Genomic DNA, 20,211 nt, shown 5'->3' on the forward strand with positions numbered 1-20,211 from the left:
AGCAAGCCTAGCAGAAAGACCCAAGGGTTTTCTGCTATTTATCATATAAAAAACATGGAGTTAAACGTTAGGAATGCAAGAAGTATTTGAAGACATTATTGATTATCTTAAGGGTATATGGCTAAAACGTCGTTATATTATTATTGCGACTTGGCTTATATGTCCTGTTGGCTGGTACTTAGTATCAATAATGCCCAATGTTTATAAATCTGAAGCTCGTGTTTATGTAGATACTCAATCGCTACTACGCCCTTTATTAAAAGGACTCACTGTTGAAACCAATCCAAACATCCAAATTAACTTAATGGTAAAAACCTTATTAAGCCGACCTAATTTAGAGCGAATTGCTCGTATGACTGATCTTGACGTACAAGCCAATACCCCTGAAGAGTTTGAAATTATTATTAAAGGATTAAAAGAAAAAATTAAAATTTCAAGTGGTGGTCGAGAGAACATTTATACTTTATCTATTCAGCATAAAGATCCTGAGATGGCTAAAAACATTGTACAGTCCGCACTAACTGTTTTTATTGAAAATACGCTGGGTGATACTCGTAACGATTCTGACAGTGCTCAAAAATTCTTAGATGCGCAAATTAAAGACCGTAAAAATGAGTTATTAGCAAGAGATGCGCGTTTAACTAACTTCAAACAAAGAAATAGTGACGTTTTACCGGGTCAATCAGGCGGTTATTACAATAAACTCAATAGCAGTAAAGAACAGCTAAAAGCAATAAACCTGGAAATATTAGAAAAAAAGACCCAGCTCGAATCTGCAAAACTACAGTTATCACAATCTGTTAATACTAAAACGACCGAAGGTAATGAAATCAAATCAGAAACCTCAATACAAACTACCTTTGATGATCGTATTAGTGAACTAGAAACTCAACTTGACGGTTTATCTTTACGCTATACCGACAAACACCCCGATGTAGTTGAAGTGACTCGTAGTCTTACTCATTTAAAAAAACAACGCTCGGATGAAATTAAAAAATATCTTGAACTACGTTCAGGTGATGACGGTACATTAAACCGATTAAGTACCAACCCTGTTATTCAAGAAGTGCAAATTCAAATCAATACCTTAGAAAACCAAATTGCCTCTTTAAATGTTAGAGCAAGTGACTATCACCAACAGGTTATTGATCTTGAGGGAAAAATACACACCCTACCTGAAGTAGAAGCTAAATTTAAAGAATTAACACGCGATTACGAACTTAAAAATAAAGAGTACTTACAGTTAATATCACGACGTGCCACGGCACAACTAGCCCAAGAAGCTAATGAAACCACGGATAAAATTCAATTTAAAGTGATAGACCCACCGCGAGCAGCAACCAAACCCTCAGGTCCTGCGCGATTTGTATTATTTGGCGTTGTCACCGTATTAGGTTTAGGTACTGGTGTTGCTTTATCATTTTTAATGAGCCAATTATCTCCTGTGGCAACCTCGGTAACTCAACTAGCTAAAGTCACTGGTGTGCCTATCTTTGGTGTTGTATCAGCAAATGCAAATCTGGGTTTACAAAACTGGAATAGAAAAAAGACCTTCATATTTATCGCCTCAAACATCATGTTACTGTTAGTGTTAAGTGCTTTTATTAGTTATTTTTTATTTCCTGACGCCATTCAAGCACCACTTAAAAGGATTTTTTAGCCATGAGTACTATTGAAAAAGCCTTGGCTAAACAAAAACAAGCTGAGCAATCAAATAATATTAACGACACTAAAGATAATAACGCAATAGAAGAAACTGTTGTGGTATCACCACAAACCGTCGCCAGCGAAAACATAGTAAAGAAAGACAAAATTATACTAAATGGTGAGCGCTTAAATGAACGCGGCTTTATTTATAGTGCGAATAGTACCCACCATATCCAAGAAGAGTTTCGCCATATAAAGCGTAAATTAATCAATAATGCCTTTGGTCTTGCAGCAAAAACATTAAACCATAGCAACCTCATTATGGTTAGCAGCTCAAGCCCCAATGAAGGTAAAACCTATATAGCTATTAACTTGGCGCTTAGTATTGCTTTAGAACAAGATAAAACCGTGTTGTTAGTAGATGCGGATGTATTACGCCCAAGTCTTCATAGAGAATTAGAGTTTGAAAGCAAAAAAGGGTTGTTAGAGTATTTACTTGCCGAGGTAACATCGTTATCAGATATTATTTATAGTACCAATATTGATAACCTAAAACTTATTCCAGCAGGTAAACCTCATCATTTAACCAATGAATTATTAGCCAGTGAACGTATGGCTAAGCTAGCAAAAGAGTTAGCTGAACGTTACCCAGATCGTATCGTTATTTTTGATTGCCCACCTATTATCGGTGTAACAGAAACACCAGTTTTATCTGACTTAGTTGGACAAGCTATTGTTGTTGTTGAAGAGTCTAAAACTAAAGTTGATGACGTGAAAAATGCAGTTTCACAGCTCAATAAAGATATAGCTGTTGGCATAGTGATGAACAAAACACTCAGGTCTAAAAAGGATGTCTATGGCTATTACGGTTATGGCTACGGTAGAAAAAATAAATAAAGTGGCAAAAAAACCAGCGCTTTTAGCTGCTTGCTTTATCTTATCACCAACAACACTAGCTGGAGAGTGGACTTTTGTTCCATCTTTAGGCTTCACTGAGACCTTTAGTGATAATGTAGAACTAACCAAGCAAGAGCAAACATCAAGCTTTGTTAGCCAGTTGATTTTTGGCTTTGATGCTAATTTTCAATCTAAAGATGCTTTAATTTCATTTTCAGGCACAGAAACCCTAGCGGCATACAGTCATAACAGTGATTTAAATGATGACTTTCAAACCATGCAGCTTGAAGGTTTATTTTCACTATGGTCATCAGGCCCTCAGCTTATTATTAGCTCAGACATTAGTAATGTAAGTCAGAGTAATAGCAATAACAGCCTTGCTGATTTAGTGTCTGGCGATACCGTACAACGACAGATCCATAGTGCAGGTTTGCAGTATAATATTCAAAATAGTCATCATATTCTAGATTCATCAATAATCTACAGCGTAACAGAATCTGAAGATAATATAGGTGATAGTAACGGGTATACTGCGATACTAAATAGTAAAAACGGTAACGCAGCTAGGGCTATTTTTTGGCAAATTACTGGCAATTTCTCTAACCTTAAAAATAATAGCTTACAGGGTGAGAACTATAGTTTAGAAAGTAAATTAGGGGCAATAACCTCTTGGCGACTTAATCCTTTTATTCGCTATTATAATGAAAGGATTACAGGAAACATTCCAGCTACCAACCCTGACACTACGCCATCATGGGGCCCAGGTGTTCAGTGGTTAGCGACCAAGAACTTTACGTTAGATGTTTCATACAACTACGTACAAGAAGGCAATGATAATAGTGATGACTATCTTGCAGCAAACGTTGATTGGCAGCCTTCCGCTAGAACTTCATTAAAAGCTGGCTACAATCAGCGCTTTTTTGGCGATTCATATAACTTTGAATTAACACATCAAACTAAACGCCTAAAGAACCTTATTTACTATACTGAAACTATTGAAATATTTGACCGATACTCTTATCAAGAAGAAAAGTCAGGCGATTTTTGGTGTCTATCACCAGTTTCACAAGATACAGCATCAAGCAACTGCTTACCCGCAGCACAACCACCTAGTGATACTACTAATTATCAGTTAGTGGCATTCAACAATTTAGTGCCTGTTGAAAATAATGAATTTACTTTAAATAAGCGCTTACTTTGGACGTCAACACTAAACCTTTCACGTACTTCATTTAAATTTACCGCCTCAACGAGAGAAAGAGAAGCGTTAAGTACGCATATTATTGATGACTATATAACAGCTGACTTTAAAATATCTCGTAAAACTAGCGCGAGAAGTGCATTAGACTTTCTAGTGAGCTACAGTGAAAATACTTTCGATAAAAATAACCCTAATGGCAGCCGACAAAAAGATATTTATAAGTCGATATCAACGACTTATTCTCGAGAGTTAGCTTCATCATTAAGTGCTTTCTTTACCTTAAGATTTCTAGATAGGGAGTCATCGGTCATTGATAGAACCTATAATGAAGTCAGAGCCTCTATCAATATAACAAAAGATTTTTAATATGTATGAAAGTTACTATGGCTTTACTGAACGACCATTTCAATTAAGCCCAGATCCTCGATTTTTCTTTGCGACAAGCCACCACCAAAGAGCGTTATCGTATTTACAATATGGTCTAGATCAAGGGGAGGGCTTTATTGTTATAACTGGCCCTATAGGTACGGGTAAAACCACTATAGCACGTAATTTATTAGCTAACCTTGGTGATGAAAATATTGTTGCTGCACAATTAGTTACAACTAAATTATCTCCTGAAGAACTGCTTGAATTGGTCGCATCAGAGTTTAAAATTAATGTTAAAAGTAATAATAAAGCTGATATTTTACAAGCGATTGAAAACTTTTTAATTACGCTCAACAAGCAAGGAAAACGCGCTTTACTCTTAGTTGATGAAGCACAAAACTTACCTGCTGAGACCGTTGAAGAGCTGCGTATGTTATCTAACTTTCAATTAGATAATAAACCACTTATTCAAAGTTTTCTGTTAGGGCAAGAGGAGCTAAAGGGAATTATTTCGGCACCAGATATGGAGCAGTTTAGACAACGAATTATTGCTTCAGCTCACTTAAAGCCCTTAGATGTAGATGAAGTTAAAAATTATATTAATCATAGATTACAACAAGCTAACTGTAATAAAGAAGCGCTTTTTTCTGATGATGCTTTTCAATTGATTTTTGAGAAAACTCTGGGTGTACCACGAAAAATTAATATTTTTGTCGATCGCTTATTACTATTTGGCTTTTTAGAAGAATTAAACACGATTAGCTGCGCCGCAATTAATGAAGTTGCCGAAGAAATGTCAGTTGAATTAACAGGCTCTTTAAACGGTAACCAAAATGAGGCTTTTGATAATAATACCACAACGCCAGTGGTTGTTAACTCAAGTGAAAACGTTGAACATATTAAAAATGTTTTACGTGAAGTCGAAGAAATATTAGAAACGACTATTCAAGAAAAAGTAAAAATGACACGCTATATAGATAAATTACTTAAGCAAAAAAGTAAGCAATACGCTGAATTACAAACAAAAGAGTCAGAAAGCTAAACACTTTCTGACCCAAAAACTTGCTATTTTTTCTATCGGATAAAAAGGGAATTTATATTCCCTTAATTAACTATACGTTAATCGCTATTCCATACTTTTCAATAAGCGAATAAAGAGTAGGGCGTGTAATACCTAAAAGCTCTGACGCTTTTGACATATTCCCCTCAGTTAATGCATAAGCTTTTTGAATTGCTATCGTTTCAGCCTGCTCACGCACTGTTCGTAAATTCAATGATAATTCATATTCAGCATTTTCTTTATCAAAAAAGCCTAAATCAAAGGCTGTTACTTGATTTGTAGTGCTCATAATTACCGCTGATTTAACTTTATTTTGTAACTCACGGATATTACCTGGCCAACGATGGCTTTTTAGTCCGTACATGGCATCATTAGCAAACGATTTAACATTTCTTTTATATTCAGCTGCATATTGCTGTAAGAAAAAGTTAGCTAAAATAAGTACGTCTTCATCTCTGTCACGCAACGGCGGAATATTTAGTGTTATCTCTGTTATACGATAAAACAAATCTTCTCTGAATGTTTTATTAGCGACCATTTCTTCTAAGTTTTGGTTAGTAGCGCAAACAACACGAACATCAACCGGGATTTCTTTTCTACCGCCTAAGCGCTCTATTACTTTTTCTTGTAAGAAACGTAAGAGCTTTGCTTGCAGCTGATAAGGCATATCGCCAATTTCATCTAAAAATAGTGTACCGCCTTGAGCACATTCTATTTTACCTAATGTGGTTTTATGAGCACCGGTAAAAGCGCCTTTTTCAAAACCAAAGAGCTCACTTTCTAATAAGTTTTCAGGAATAGAGGCACAGTTAATGGCAACAAAAGGACTTTTGCTACGGTTGCTAACACTGTGAATTGCTTTCGCGGTCACTTCTTTACCCGTACCACTTTCACCTAGCAATAGCGCTGTAATCTCTGTAGGCGCAATTCTTTGCACCATAACACGTAAACGGTCTATGCTCTCACTACTACCAATAATACCGCTCTCACAGCCCGCTACAGACTTCATGCTGCGGTTATCACTTTCTATGGTAGATAAACTAAAGGCTCTTGAAACAATAACATTGATAATATCGGAATCTACAGGCTTTTGATAAAAATCATACGCGCCCATTTCAATGGCCTTTAATGCATTAGTACGGTCATCATTACCCGTAATAACAATCACTTTAGTATGTGGCGCTATTTCTAATATTTCTTTAAGTGCTGCTAACCCTTCACTGGCATTAGCAGCATCAGGTGGTAGACCTAAATCTAAAGTAACTACCTTAGGCTCATGGCGTCTTACTGCAGCAATAGTGCTTTGTCTTGAGTCAGCTAATACAACCTCGTAATCTGCTAAGCTCCACTTTAGTTGCTTTTGAATACCTATATCATCATCAACAATCAATAACTTTTCCATTGCGACGCTACTTCCTTTGTCTATTAATCTTTTGTTATTGTCGGGATATTTAACGTAAAAATAGTCCCTTTATTTTCAAAACTAGTGACTTGCATATTACCGCCAATACTTTCAATAAATTGCTTGGCTTCGTATACACCAATTCCCATACCTGCATTACCTTTAGTGGTATCAAATGGTTTAAATAGTCTTTGTTTAATAAAATCAGCTGACATACCACAACCATTATCAATAATGGCAATATGCAGGTTTCCTTCTATTATTTCTGTGTTTATTTTAACCCAGCCATTTTCATTTGTCGCTTCTTGTGCGTTTTGTAGTAAATGATTCAATACCGATGAAAATGTCTCTAGGTCTATTTCTATCGTACTATCAATTAGTGTTTCTATAGATACATTAGGTAGTTGAATATTACGCTGTGAAATAACTTGGCGGATAACCTCCGCAATATTTATTTTTTTCTTTTCAGATTCAGCAACTTGTTTATTTCTTAATTGATTAAGAACTTTATCAAGTCGCTCGTTTGCTGATTCAATGGTTTCAAAAACGTCATCAATAAATGCTGGATTATTACGGTGACGTATAGCGTTACTGTTAATCAATCCGAGTTGTGCTTGGATATTCTTTAAATCATGTACCAAAAAAGCAGACATACGATTAAAAGCATCAAACTGCTTAGACTCGGCAATGCGTGCATTAGCCTCATTTAACGATAAATAGTTACTTAATTGTTTAGATAAGGCGAATAATAAATCTCGATCTTCAAAGTTTAATAACCCTTGGTCTTCTGGCATCGCGAGTAAAAAGAACCCATAAACCTCTTTTTTCATAAAAATAGGAATAATAATATCAATGTTTTGAGAGTTAAATTGTTCGTAGTCTATTGATAAACCTGGGTAGCTTTTTTCAACAATAGCAAGTTCTCGGACATCAATAATCCAGCCGTGTTGCTGACAAAAATCATCTACCTCTGTTAAGTAATGTAATTGTGCCGCAAGTGTATAATGATATTGATACTGACATTCATAATTTCCTTTCGCTATTTTTTTTACTAGCGCACCTTGATGAATATTCAATGAAGAGCAAATAATTTGCGTCGCGGTTTGATAAAAATCATCACTAGCGCCTATTTCAAGCTGTTCTATCGACTTTAACCACTCTGCGCGATAGTCATATTTGTTAGCAAAAAAGTGTTTAGTAATAAATACTTTAACTTCTCTTCTTAGTTTTTCTGTTATTAATAATGCCGCTAAAACTGAGCCGCCCAAAATAATAAAAGCAATACTGATTACTTCACCCCAAGCACCACCAACATAGTTAATAACATAACCAGCTAATGCTAATAACAGTAAATAAATTCCTGAAATTAATAGCATAGAGCTATAAAAAACCACTTCTCTTGAAACAAAAACATTAACCGACCAGTCTTTAATACGTCGGGTACTTATCAGAATAAGCGGCATGCCTATCGCTATGATAAAGCCTCGCGCATACCAATAAGAAAAGTCGAGTTGATTAACCATTGCCGCTTGTGCAAATAACACAAAATCAAATACAGTGATCATGCCAAGCGCTATCACTAAAGACCAAAGCGCCCACTTAACTTTAACGTCAGCATTACGATAGAGTTGCTCTAACAACACCAATAGCCATAAATTCAGTAATAAAAATAATGAAAATAAGTATTTAGTACTATCGGGAACATATAACGCCATTCCCCAACAACCCAGTGATAATACAGCCCAAATAAGTAAATATTGTTTAACTTTTTTATTACTAACCAGCGCTTTAACATTTTGTAAATTTTCTTGGGTACTTAATATTAATACCGACCAAGCCGCTAATTTAAAGGTTTCAATAGCAAGTACAAAAATTAATGAATAAGACCCTAAGGAGTGAAATGCAGCCATTAAGGTTGAAAATAACGTAAGCACTGCAGTGAATAGTATTAGTCGGCCAGATAAGGCTTTATTACCTGCCGCCAGCAATAATAAAATAAAAATAAGATAAGCACAGGCCGCGAGAAAATAACCTGATGTGCCAATAACTTCCATGAAAACTCCCTAGGTACTACTAATAAACACACAACCGATGTTTAGTAATCCTTTAAATTTGTATTTTTTGTGAAAACGTCAGTCAATATAGGAACGAGTATAAAGCTAGATAACGCCGAAATAAAAAGCCCTGAAATTAATACTACGCCTAGAGGTTGCCATAATACACCACCCAATAGCGTTAACGGTATTAATCCACCAATGGTTGTTAATGTGGTTAGTAAAATAGGGGTAAAACGGGTTGAGCTTGCTTGTAGTATGGCTGATTTTTTATCAAGCCCTGAACGTAAATTAGTATTACTGCAATCAATTAAAATAATCGCATTATTGACCACAATACCAAATAAACTAATTAAGCCAACAAATGCCATCATCGAAAAAGACAGCCCCGTAATATATAAACCAATAATAGAGCCTGCCATGGCAAATGGAATAGAGCTAAAAATAATAATGGGCTGTAAAATAGATTTAAATTGCAGTACTAATACCGCAAATATGCCAATAGCGGTAATTAGCATTATTTGCGTTAAACCGGCAAAGTTTTTTTGTCTTGATTCTTCCTCACCTCCTAAAGTGTAATGCATACCCAGCGGTAAGTTATATTGTTCTAAATAATCAACTAACTGCTGTGTTAACACTCCAACAGAGTGTCCGGTTGCCACATCGGCAGAAACTTTAGCCATACGTAATTTTTGATAATGAAAAAAATCGCTACCTGCTTTTTTAAGTTCAAGAGTAGCTAACTGCTCTAACGGTATGGCAACCCCTTGATTATTGATTATTTCAACCGCCGATAAACCATTAATATCAGGATTATTTCGGCGAACCACTATAGGGTAGTCTTCACCGTTAACATCATTAAACATTCCAATTTGTGTACCCGACAATATTGTTTTTATTGATGTGTCTAAACGGTGAATATTAACGCCGCTTAAGGCAGCTTGTTGGTAGTTAATGTCTAAAACAAGCTCGGTATTTGCCATACCAATAGGGTTGTCTATATTCACCACCCCTTGAGTTTGTCGCATTTTATTTTCTAAATCGTTAGCCACTTGTGCTAAGTCAGTAAGGGATTCACTCAATAAACGAATGGCAATCACTTGATCGGTAACAGGGCCTTGAGTGAATTCTTTTACGGTTATTTCAGCTTGTTGCCAATGATTAAAATCTTCGCGTAGTTTACTGACTAATTGGTTCACCTCATCAGTATCATAATGAGTTAGTGTTACTAACGCTTGACCTAAACGAGCCATACCACGCTTAGGCACTTCGTTGTAATAAATACGCGGGTTAGAGTTGCCTATATTCAACGCCACTTTATCAACCAAAGTAAATTGCTTCATATGAGCACTGACTTGCTGCATAACCTCATTAGTGTATTGAAGCGATGAGTTTTCTGGGGTCATGACATTAATTTGCAACATCGGCTTTTCAGCCTTAGGAAATAAACTGACACCCACTTTGCCAAATAAAGACAACATAATAACTAAACAAATAAGGCTAGCAACAATCACTAAAAAGCGTTGATTAATTAGCTTACTTAAGAAACTTACGTAACTACCATGAGCAAAGCGATTAACGTAATGCTGTAAAGTTTTAAACCCTTTATCTTCAACGTTTTTTGACTGATAAGCGAGTAATTTACTTGAGAGCAATGGTGTTATCGTTAAAGCAACAAGTAACGAAGCAAAAAGCACTAAAACAACCGTTACTGGCATAGAACGAATAAAGTCTCCGGTATTACTTTGAATCATTAACATAGGTAAAAAAGCCAGCATAGTGGTAATCGTTCCGCTTGAAATAGCCCAAGCCACCTTACTTGTACCTTTAGCCGCTGCTTGCTTGATATTTTTTTCTGATTTTTTCTCTTGGTGAATACTCTCTGTAACCACTATGGCGTTATCGACTAACAAACCTAACGCAATAATAAGCCCGACAATAGACATTTGCTGCAAGCCGTAACCACTAAAATCTAACCAACCAATAGCAATAAGAAAAGAAACTGGAATAGCGGTGATAACCACTAAAGACTCTCTCACTCCTAAAAAGAGTAATGCTAATATCCCAACAATCACTAAACCCTGAACTAAATTACTAAAAAAACCATTAACCCGAGTATTTACACTGTCAGCTTGTTGAAATACTTTTGTCAGTTCTACTCCTGCTGGTAAGGTTTCTTTAAAGCGCTGTAACTCAGTATCTATGGCTTTAGTTAGTGAAAATATATTGGTTTTCTCTCGTTGCTCCACAGTAATAAAAATAACTGGCTTATCATCAAAATACGCTAAGTAATCAGGCTCTGCATCAGCAAAACTCACCTTAGCTATATCCGTTACTCTAACTACGCCATATTCGCCGCTTGTAATCACTGTTTTTTCAATATCAGCAAGTTCAATGAAGTTACCGCTAGCCTTAACGTTAAAGCGTCGTATATTGGCATCAACGAACCCTGGAGTAATATTAAGTGCACGCCCCTCTAAAAGTTGATTAACATCACTTATAGCTAAACCATATTGCTTTAAAGCAGCCAAATTAATATCAACCGCAATAATTTGTCTTGGATAGCCCCAAATATCAGCCTTACGAACACTGGCAATAGTTTCAAGACGCTTTTCAAGTAGTTTGGCCTGAAACTCCATGGTTTTATAGTCAACAGGATCTGTCCATAACGCCAACTGCATAATAGCGACACCACTTGGGGTAATTTTTACTACGCGTAATTGAGCAATACCGCTAGGTAAGGTTGGACGTACGGTTGATACAGCTTGTTTTACTTTATTAAAAGCCGCTTCAGAGTTGGTACCATGTAAAAAATCGATTGTGATCCGTGCAGCCCCGTCATGTATTTTTGATTCTATTTTTTTAATGTTTTCAATATCGTTAATTTCTTGCTCAAGGGGAGTTACTACAAGCGTTTCAATATCGCTAGGTGACGCTCCAGGGTAAACCACTTCAATAATACTTACGGGTAAATCAAATTGTGGATCTTCAGAGCGAGGCATATTTAAATAAGAAACCACACCGACAAGCACTAAAAGTAGGGCAATGGTTAACGTAAACTGTGCGTTTTTTATCGCTAAAGTAGGCAGTCTCATTATAAATTACTCATGGCTTGCCGAAGTGTTGGTTGTAATACTTTCAGTTGCAGAATCATTAAGTAATTTTTGCCAGCCATTAGTTACCACAAATAAGGGTAGGGAGCTTGCTTGGGCTGCTAAGTAAATATAATCATTACTTAATTTAATAATTTTAAAAGCTTGAGTATAGTGGTTTGGCGAAGATTCATTTTGATTATCATTGTTAACCAGTGTTATTAATGCATTCCCTTCATCATCAGTACTGTTTAACGCAGCAATAGGTAAGCGGTAAGTATAATATTCACTCTTAGTATTTATCATTACATCAACAAACTGACCCACAGCAACTTTTGTAGCATCAATATCGGGTAATAGTACTTCTAAAGTAAATAATTGACTGCTTTGATCAGCAATCACCGGAATTTTACTGATGAAGCCCGTAACTTTTCCATAAGGAGTTAAGTTGACAGTAACCTTTTGATTAAGTGTCACCATACCTATCTCATTGGTAGTTACCGTCACTCTAGCAACTAAGTTATCGGTTAATGCTGCTAATTGTAATGCTGTCTGACTTGGATTTTGTAACTCACCTAACTCAGTAAAACGCCTTAAAACAACACCATTAAAAGGTGCAATAAGCTGTGCTTTAGTTAAATTATATTGCGCAACTTTATAGCGAGCGCGAGTAGTTTCAACCGCGGTTTTAGCGTTATCGAGTGCTTGTTGTGAGCTAAGCTTTTTTGCTAAGAGTAATTCTGTGCGCTGCACATTTTGTTTTGCTTGTAATAAACTTGCGTAAGTAGAGTTTTTTTCTGCTATTAACTCAAAAGCATCTAGTTCTGCCAATATTTGTCCTGCAGAAAAGCGATCCCCTTCATCAACATTTAATTCTTCTAAGAAACCACTGGTTTTAAATGAAAGGTTCAACGTTCTTTTAAATGCTAATTTACCTGTACGGTTAATTTCATAAATAAAAGGCTCCGCTTTTATTGCGTTAACTTTATAAGATTGGGCATGACTAATATTTGAAAAAAAACAATATATCAATAGACTACAAGTAAGATAACCAAGAAATTTTTTCATAATTCACATAAGACCAACAGGTTCAATAGCGTACCCATAACTTTAGGCAGTTTTAACTATAATACCAAGCCCATAACGTACATTATTGCGACAAATAATTGAATATCGAGAGGTTATAGTAAAGCAAGTGAAAGAAAGTAGGGCAAATATATTTATCTTAGCTAGACAAATTTATCGGTAGGTTATAGTATTTGCGCCGCTTGCGGTAATAAGCGTTATATCGGTGATTTAAGTATTATTCGCTGCAAGTAATATTCTCAATAAGCACCCTTAGCTCAGCTGGATAGAGCGTCGCCCTCCGGAGGCGAAGGCCACAGGTTCGACTCCTGTAGGGTGCGCCATAATCTCTTTTTCATACCAGCATATCCCAATTTAATACCTTATCACTTAGCATGAAAAGAGTTTAAGTATTAAACCCTTTCTTCTACAATTCACACCTACAAAACACAAAGAATAATGATAATCAATCTTATTTACACAGTTGCTTTTGTTCCTATATAATATCGCCAATTATTTTAAGCCGTAATATTATTAATTAAGGGTAATCATGAAATTTAAGCTCCATTTTGCACTTTCTTCGCTCGTGTTGGCTATGGGTTTTCCTGCCTATGGGCAAGAATCATCACAAGAAGAAAATATTAAAAAAAATGATGAGAAAATAGAGAGCATTTCAATTGTTGGTGTACGTCAAAATCGTGTAAGTAAAGGCGCTACAGGGTTAACAATGGAGCTTAACGAAACACCACAATCGATTAGCGTTATAAGCTCTGAACAAATTGAAAACTTTGCTGCTAATAGCATTAATGATGTTATGAAGATGGCAACAGGTATTACCGTTGAGCAAGGTGAAACTAACCGTACTCGTTATACTGCTCGCGGTTTTGATATTAAAAGCACTCAAATAGATGGTATTGGCTTACCTAATGATTGGGGTCTTGTAACTGGCGTTATGGAAAGTTACGGCTATGAAGAAGTAGAAGTTATTCGTGGCGCTAATGGGCAATTAACCGGGGTAGGTAATGCCGCAGGTACCATTAATTATGTACGTAAACGTCCAACTAATGAAAATGAAGGGGAGGTTGCTCTAACACTGGGTTCAGATGCACTTAAACGCTTACAAGCCGATTATTCATTATTTCTAACAGAAAGTGGCAGTTGGGCTGCGCGAGTTGTTGCTGTTTTAGAAGATTCTGAATCATACCTTGATGGTTTAGAAGATGACCATGCCTACCTATCTGTTGTTGTTGATGGTCAAGTTACTGACAATTCAACAGTAACTTTTGGGGCTTCATATCAAGATGCAAATAGTGATGGCGTTATGTGGGGTGGTTTACCTTTAGCGTATGCTGATGGAACACAAGGTGATTATGATGTAAGCACGAGTCCAACTCAAGACTGGACAATATGGGATACAGAAAATATAAGCGCGTTTGTTGAGTATTCTTATATCTTCGATAATGACTGGGAAATAAAAACAACGTACAACAGACAAGAGTCTGACAGCTATAGTAAATTATTTTACGTGGCTGGCTTAGACAATAGTGAAAGCAATAGGGTGACAAGAAACTCTGTTGGTAGCTACGATGGTGAATTTAGCGCTAACTTATTTGATTTAACAACAAAAGGACAATATGAGTTATTTAATCAAACACATGAGTTAATGTTTGGCACAAGCATATCAAAAAGTAACGATCTCTCTTTTAATAACCCATACGATAAAACAACAACACCTGCTTACGGTATTAATCCTGTTTTCCCTTATCCATTAGATTTAACTCCCGAACCAATATGGCAAGAACAAGTTGAAACTGCAAACTTAGACGTAACTTTACTACGTATTTTTGGTTCAACTAAATTAAATATTAATGATGATTTATTTGTTATCGCAGGTTTCAATGCCATTGATTATACCCGAGAAGGTTACAATTCAGGTGGCTCCGTTGATAATGAAGAGAGTGAGATTAGTCCTTATCTTGCAGCAACTTACTCAATTACTGAAGATATTAATGCATATATCAGTTATTCAGATATTTATGAACCACAAGACCGATATGACTATAACTTTCAGTATTTAGACCCTAGTAAAGGCGTTAACTATGAAATTGGTATAAAGAGCCAGTGGTTAGATGATGCTGTACTTACTAGCTTTGCTCTTTTCAGTGCTAAGCAAGATAATATTGCAGTAAGAGCCGGAATAAATGACTTAGGTAAGATTTATTATGAAGGTACTACAATGAAGTCAGAAGGGGTAGAGCTAGAAGTAATAGGTTCATTAACTGAAAATATTAATGCTACTTTTGCCTATACATATATGGATATAGAAGATGCCGAAGGCGAAAACACAAGTGCATGGGAGCCAAAAAATTCCGTTAAATTCTCGCTAGATTACACGTTGCCTACAATGCCTGAATTAATGGTGGGTTTAGGTGGTAGATGGCAATCAAAAACCGAAAATGCAACCGGTGTGGTAAAACAAGGTTCATATTTACTTGTTAATGCATTTGCTCGCTGGAATGTCTCAAAAAGTTTTGCAATTCAAGCAAATATTGACAACATCACTGATGAAAAATATATCACTAGTTTAAAAAATGTTGGCTTCTATGGCGCTCCAATTAACGGCAGCGTTAAAGCAACTTACAGCTTTTAATTATTTCTAGTTTTAGTAAGTAAAAAGACCTATAAAATCTATTATAGGTCTTTTAAAATTAGTTATTGATTATAAACAGGTTAAATACATGTTATTTTTGACTAGTTTATTTTTTCAAGTATCTCTTCTAACTTAGCTAAATTAGCGTAAGAAATAACAAGTTTCCCTTTACCTTTTTTATTATGACTTATCGCAACTTTAGCACCTAACTTACTCGCTAAATTTTCTTCAAATTCAATGGTTTTTCTATCTTTTTCAACCACTTCTTTAGCTGCTGTTGGGTTTTGAATTTGTTTAATTAAATTTTCAGTTTCTCTAACTGTTAACTCTTTAGTTGCAACTGTTTGCGCCGTAGTGGTTTGTATTTCACCTTCAAGTGCTAGTAAAGCACGAGCATGACCCATTTCAATATCGCCATTTTCTAAAAATTTTTTTACTTCATCATTTAAATTGTTCAGGCGTAGTAAGTTAGAAACCGTTGTACGTGATTTACCAACGGCGGTAGCAACTTCTTGATGCGTTAAATCAAACTCATTTAATAAACGATTCAAGGCAATCGCTTCTTCCATTGCGTTTAAGTCTTCACGTTGAATATTCTCAATTAACGCAATAGCAACGGCTGATTCGTCAGGTACGTCTTTCACCAAGCAAGGTACAATGGCTAGTTGCGCTAACTTTGCTGCACGCCAACGACGTTCACCGGCAATAATTTCAAATTGATCATCAGCAATAGCACGTACAACAATTGGTTGAATAATACCTTGTGCTTTAATTGATAAAGACAGCTCTTCAAGAGCATCATCCGACATATCTCGTCGTGGTTGATACTTACCTGGTGCTAAGCTATCAATCGCTAATTGTCGTAGTTCATTTTCTACGATTGGCGTCGCTGAATTTTCTTCTACATTATTTTCAGTATTAGTGCTGTTTTTTTCTGATGGCGCAGGTGCTGTTGATAAAAGCGCGTCTAATCCGCGACCTAAACGACTTCCACCTTTTCGTTTTACTGAACTCATAATTTTCCTTTGCGCTAGTTAACAGCGGGTTGTGCTGTTGCTTGATCTTTTTTGGCTTGTTCACTTTTACGTATAATTTCACCGGCAAGGGCTAAATATGCTTTAGCGCCCGTAGATGATTTATCGTAATACATAGCAGGTGCACCAAAACTTGGTGCTTCTGCTAAACGGACATTACGCGGAATAACGGTACGATAAACTTTATCACCAAAATGACGTTTTAATTGCTCTGATACATCATTCGCTAAACGATTACGAGGATCGTACATCGTTCTTAATATACCTTCTATATGCAGCTTATCATTGACGACAGCCGTTAATTTACTAATGGTGTCCATAAGTGCTGTTAACCCTTCCAATGCATAATATTCGCACTGCATAGGTACTAATACTGAATCTGCTGCAGTCATCGCATTAACCGTAAGCATATTAAGTGAAGGAGGACAGTCAATAATAATAAAGTCGTAATAGTCTTTTACTGGGGCTAGCGCTACTTTCAGTCGCTGCTCACGGGCAAAAACTTCCATAAGTTTAATTTCTGCCGCAGTAACATCAGTATTGGCTGAAATGAGATGATATAAACCAGAGGTTTCTTCTACCATCACTTCTTGCACACTTTTTTCTTCAACTAATAATTCATAACAGGTGGCATGAACTTCATATTTATCAACGCCACTTGCCATAGTAGCATTGCCTTGAGGATCTAAATCAATTAAAAGTACTTTGCGCTTAGTCGCTGCTAAGGATGCTGCTAAATTAACCGCGGTTGTTGTTTTGCCAACACCGCCTTTTTGGTTTGCAACCGCTATTATTTTTCCCACAAGCGCCTCTATAATTTATGCTTTAATTGTTATTTTTACGCTAGTTTTTTTAGTTCGAGTACATGTCTTTCACCAGTTAAGTCAGGTACATGTATTTCGTAACTTTTAACTAACTCAATATTATCAGGTAATTGCGTAATTTCATCGTGAGGATATTGTCCTTTTAAGGCAAAGAATCGTCCTTGTTCACAAGCAATAAGATGCTTACACCAGCTTACCATATCATTTAAGGAAGAAAAGGCTCTACTAAGTACGCCATCAAATGGTATTTCTGGCTGATATTCTTCAACTCTAGATTTTACGGGGGTTACATTAGCGAGTTTAAGTTGAAAAACAACCTGTCTTAAAAAGGTTATACGCTTACCTAAGCTGTCTAACAATACAAAGTTTTTTTCAGGAAATAAAATAGCTAAAGGTATCCCTGGTAAGCCAGGCCCTGTACCAACGTCAATAAAGTTATCGCCTTGCAATACTTCACCAACCATTAGGCTATCCATAATATGTTTAACAACCATATCGCTAGGATTACGTACAGAAGTTAAATTATAAGCTTTATTCCATTTGTGGAGTAACTCTACATATTGAATAAGTAAGTTAATTTGTTCTGTTGATACTGACAGTGTGGTTCTACTAATCAGCGTTTCTAGTTGTTCTGTTAACGTCATATTATATTAGACGAACTGCCAGTGCAGTTCGCCCCTACCTTTGCTATTACGCTAATTTACGTAATAGACCGTGTTTTTTTAAGTAGACTAATAATAACGAAATTGCTGCCGGAGTAATACCAGAAATTCGCGATGCTTTACCAATAGTTTCAGGTCGAGCATCTTGAAGTTTTGCAACAACTTCATTTGAAAGGCCTGATATTTGTTGATAATTAAAATTATGCGGGATCATAGTGTCTTCATTGCGCTGTTTTTTAGCGATTTCATCAAGCTGACGATCAATATAACCTGCGTATTTAATTTGAATTTCTATTTGTTCTGATGCTTGTGTATCTTCAATCGCTGGGCCTAAACCTTCAATTTTAACTAAGTCGTTATAACGTACTTCAGGGCGGCGAATAAGATCTTCAATACTCGCTTCTTTACTCATAGGTGTTTTTAATAACTCATTAATTTGATCAACATTATGATGATCTTTTTGTACCCATGTTGAACGTAAACGTTGTAGTTCTAATTCAATATTTTCCATTTTTTCATTAAAACGTTGCCAGCGAGCATCATCAACTAAACCAACTTCACGACCTTTTTCGGTTAAGCGAATATCAGCATTGTCTTCACGCAGTAATAAACGGTATTCTGCACGTGAAGTAAACATACGATAAGGTTCTTTGGTTCCTAATGTTGCTAAGTCATCAATTAGAACGCCCATATAGGCTTGATCTCGTCCTAATAAAAACTCATCTCGCTCTTTTACGCGGTTAGCTGCATTGGTGGCTGCAATAAGCCCTTGAGCTCCAGCTTCTTCATAACCGGTTGTGCCGTTAATTTGTCCTGCAAAATAAAGATTTTCAACAAACTTGCTTTCTAAACTTTGTTTTAAGTCACGAGGATCAAAGTAATCGTATTCAATGGCATAGCCAGGACGAGTAATAAAAGCGTTTTCAAAACCTTTGATTGAGCGCACTAAGTTCATTTGAACATCAAAAGGTAAACTCGTTGAAATACCATTAGGATAAACTTCGTGAGTGGTTAAGCCTTCAGGCTCAACAAATATTTGATGTGAATCTTTATCGGCAAAGCGCGTTATTTTGTCTTCTATTGAAGGGCAGTAACGAGGTCCAACGCCTTCAATAACACCGGTATACATTGGTGATCTATCTAAGCCATCTCGAATATGTTGATGGGTTTGCTCGTTGGTGTGCGTGATATAACAAGATATTTGTTGTGGGTGATCTTTTTGAGAACCCATAAATGAAAATACAGGTCTAGGATCATCACCTGGTTGTTCTTCCATTACTGAAAAATCTAATGATCTTGCATCAAGTCTTGGTGGAGTACCTGTTTTTAATCGATCCATTCTAAATGGCATGTCACGCATTTTAGTGGCTAAGTTAATACTTGCAGGATCACCAGCTCGACCACCTTGATAGTTGTTTAAGCCAATATGTATTTGGCCTGAAAGGAAAGTACCTACGGTAAGAACAACAGTTTTTGCTTTAAATTTTAAACCCATTTGGGTTGATACACCAACAACGCGATCATTCTCTAAGATCAAATCATCACAAGGCTGTTGAAATATAGTTAAATTTTCTTGATTTTCTAATGCGTTACGTACAAACGATCGATATAAAATACGATCAGCTTGAGCACGGGTAGCACGAACCGCTGGGCCTTTACTGGCATTTAATGTTCTAAATTGAATAGCGCTATGATCAATTGCCGTAGCCATTAAACCACCTAAAGCGTCTATTTCTTTAACTAAATGGCCTTTACCAATGCCACCAATGGCTGGATTACATGACATTTGTCCAAGGGTGTCAATGTTATGGGTCAGTAGTAAGGTTTTACAGCCCATACGTGCTGCTGCTAACGAGGCTTCTGTGCCTGCATGTCCACCGCCAACAACAATGACGTCATAAGACTCTTGATACCACATAAAATAAAAATCCTGCTTGGCTAAACTTGGCTTAAAAACTAAAGCACTTAAAAATTAAGGAGACACATTTTACCGTTTTTTTCTCTCTAGGGATACGATCAAATACGTAAAAAAAGATCGGGGTAGATCTTTAATATATAAAAGAGATCTTTATAGAGATCTTATTGTTATTTACTATTAAGATCCTTTATTTCTGTGGGTAAGTGATATTTTCCTTTATATATTAATAGTTAAGAGATCACTTAATGTTGTGATCAAACCTTGATCAGTTGGCAAATAAGCTCTGATCAAAAGGGATACTTATACACAGGGTGATATTTTTTTTATTTCATACAC

At 36.2% G+C, this 20,211-nt stretch carries 13 protein-coding genes and 1 tRNA gene; 6 read left to right on the top strand and 8 right to left on the bottom strand.

All coding sequences use genetic code 11. From position 1 onward, the window contains the following. Window positions 1-73: 73 nt before the first annotated feature. From KO495_RS15390 to KO495_RS15405, 4 genes are read left to right on the top strand one after another with little or no spacing between them, the layout of a single operon-like run. Entirely contained in the window at window positions 74-1,660 is a 1,587-nt protein-coding gene (locus KO495_RS15390) for an XrtA system polysaccharide chain length determinant (RefSeq protein ID WP_215981299.1), read from the top strand. A 2-nt stretch (window positions 1,661-1,662) separates the two neighbouring features. Beyond that, a complete protein-coding gene (locus KO495_RS15395; RefSeq protein ID WP_215981300.1) occupies window positions 1,663-2,544 on the top strand; it encodes an XrtA-associated tyrosine autokinase in 882 nt (293 codons plus the stop codon). Further along, window positions 2,504-4,111, top strand: coding sequence for a TIGR03016 family PEP-CTERM system-associated outer membrane protein (locus tag KO495_RS15400; RefSeq protein ID WP_215981301.1), 1,608 nt, complete (start codon window positions 2,504-2,506; stop codon window positions 4,109-4,111). The genes KO495_RS15395 and KO495_RS15400 overlap by 41 nt, the downstream gene beginning before the upstream one ends. A 1-nt stretch (window position 4,112) precedes the next feature. Beyond that, a complete protein-coding gene (locus KO495_RS15405) occupies window positions 4,113-5,156 on the top strand; it encodes an XrtA/PEP-CTERM system-associated ATPase (protein ID WP_215981302.1) in 1,044 nt (347 codons plus the stop codon). 70 nt (window positions 5,157-5,226) lie between these two features. On the opposite strand, the gene prsR is transcribed toward KO495_RS15405, so the two are convergent. The 4 genes from prsR to KO495_RS15425 are packed head-to-tail and all read right to left on the bottom strand — an operon-like array spanning window position 5,227 to window position 12,790. Then, entirely contained in the window at window positions 5,227-6,576 is a 1,350-nt protein-coding gene (prsR, locus tag KO495_RS15410) for a PEP-CTERM-box response regulator transcription factor (RefSeq protein WP_215981303.1), read from the bottom strand. 23 nt (window positions 6,577-6,599) lie between these two features. Next, window positions 6,600-8,630, bottom strand: a complete 2,031-nt coding sequence (prsK, locus tag KO495_RS15415; RefSeq protein ID WP_215981304.1) for an XrtA/PEP-CTERM system histidine kinase PrsK — start codon at window positions 8,628-8,630, stop codon at window positions 6,600-6,602. 41 nt (window positions 8,631-8,671) lie between these two features. Next, the gene (locus tag KO495_RS15420) at window positions 8,672-11,725 is read right to left on the bottom strand and encodes an efflux RND transporter permease subunit (RefSeq protein WP_215981305.1); all 3,054 of its coding nucleotides are present in this window, start codon (window positions 11,723-11,725) and stop codon (window positions 8,672-8,674) included. A gap of 6 nt (window positions 11,726-11,731) precedes the next feature. After that, a complete protein-coding gene (locus KO495_RS15425; RefSeq protein ID WP_215981306.1) occupies window positions 11,732-12,790 on the bottom strand; it encodes an efflux RND transporter periplasmic adaptor subunit in 1,059 nt (352 codons plus the stop codon). A 264-nt stretch (window positions 12,791-13,054) separates the two neighbouring features. Here KO495_RS15425 and KO495_RS15430 point away from each other — a divergent pair. Together KO495_RS15430 and KO495_RS15435 are read left to right on the top strand one after the other, a co-directional pair. Further along, window positions 13,055-13,131, top strand: a tRNA-Arg gene (locus tag KO495_RS15430). A gap of 206 nt (window positions 13,132-13,337) precedes the next feature. Then, window positions 13,338-15,437, top strand: coding sequence for a TonB-dependent siderophore receptor (locus tag KO495_RS15435; protein ID WP_215981307.1), 2,100 nt, complete (start codon window positions 13,338-13,340; stop codon window positions 15,435-15,437). A 101-nt stretch (window positions 15,438-15,538) separates the two neighbouring features. On the opposite strand, the gene KO495_RS15440 is transcribed toward KO495_RS15435, so the two are convergent. The 4 genes from KO495_RS15440 to mnmG are packed head-to-tail and all read right to left on the bottom strand — an operon-like array spanning window position 15,539 to window position 19,875. Next, window positions 15,539-16,453 carry a ParB/RepB/Spo0J family partition protein gene (locus KO495_RS15440; protein ID WP_215981308.1) on the bottom strand — a complete coding sequence of 305 codons (915 nt, stop codon included), beginning with the start codon at window positions 16,451-16,453 and terminating at the stop codon, window positions 15,539-15,541. Between the two features lie 14 nt (window positions 16,454-16,467). Beyond that, window positions 16,468-17,274, bottom strand: coding sequence for a ParA family protein (locus KO495_RS15445; protein WP_215981309.1), 807 nt, complete (start codon window positions 17,272-17,274; stop codon window positions 16,468-16,470). A 35-nt stretch (window positions 17,275-17,309) separates the two neighbouring features. Next, complete coding sequence (gene rsmG, locus KO495_RS15450; protein ID WP_215981310.1) at window positions 17,310-17,939, bottom strand: 16S rRNA (guanine(527)-N(7))-methyltransferase RsmG; 630 nt, start codon at window positions 17,937-17,939, stop codon at window positions 17,310-17,312. A 46-nt stretch (window positions 17,940-17,985) separates the two neighbouring features. Beyond that, a complete protein-coding gene (gene mnmG, locus KO495_RS15455; RefSeq protein ID WP_215981311.1) occupies window positions 17,986-19,875 on the bottom strand; it encodes a tRNA uridine-5-carboxymethylaminomethyl(34) synthesis enzyme MnmG in 1,890 nt (629 codons plus the stop codon). Window positions 19,876-20,211: the final 336 nt, after the last annotated feature.

This window comes from Colwellia sp. D2M02, from assembly GCF_018860755.1.
GTDB lineage: Bacteria > Pseudomonadota > Gammaproteobacteria > Enterobacterales > Alteromonadaceae > Colwellia > Colwellia asteriadis.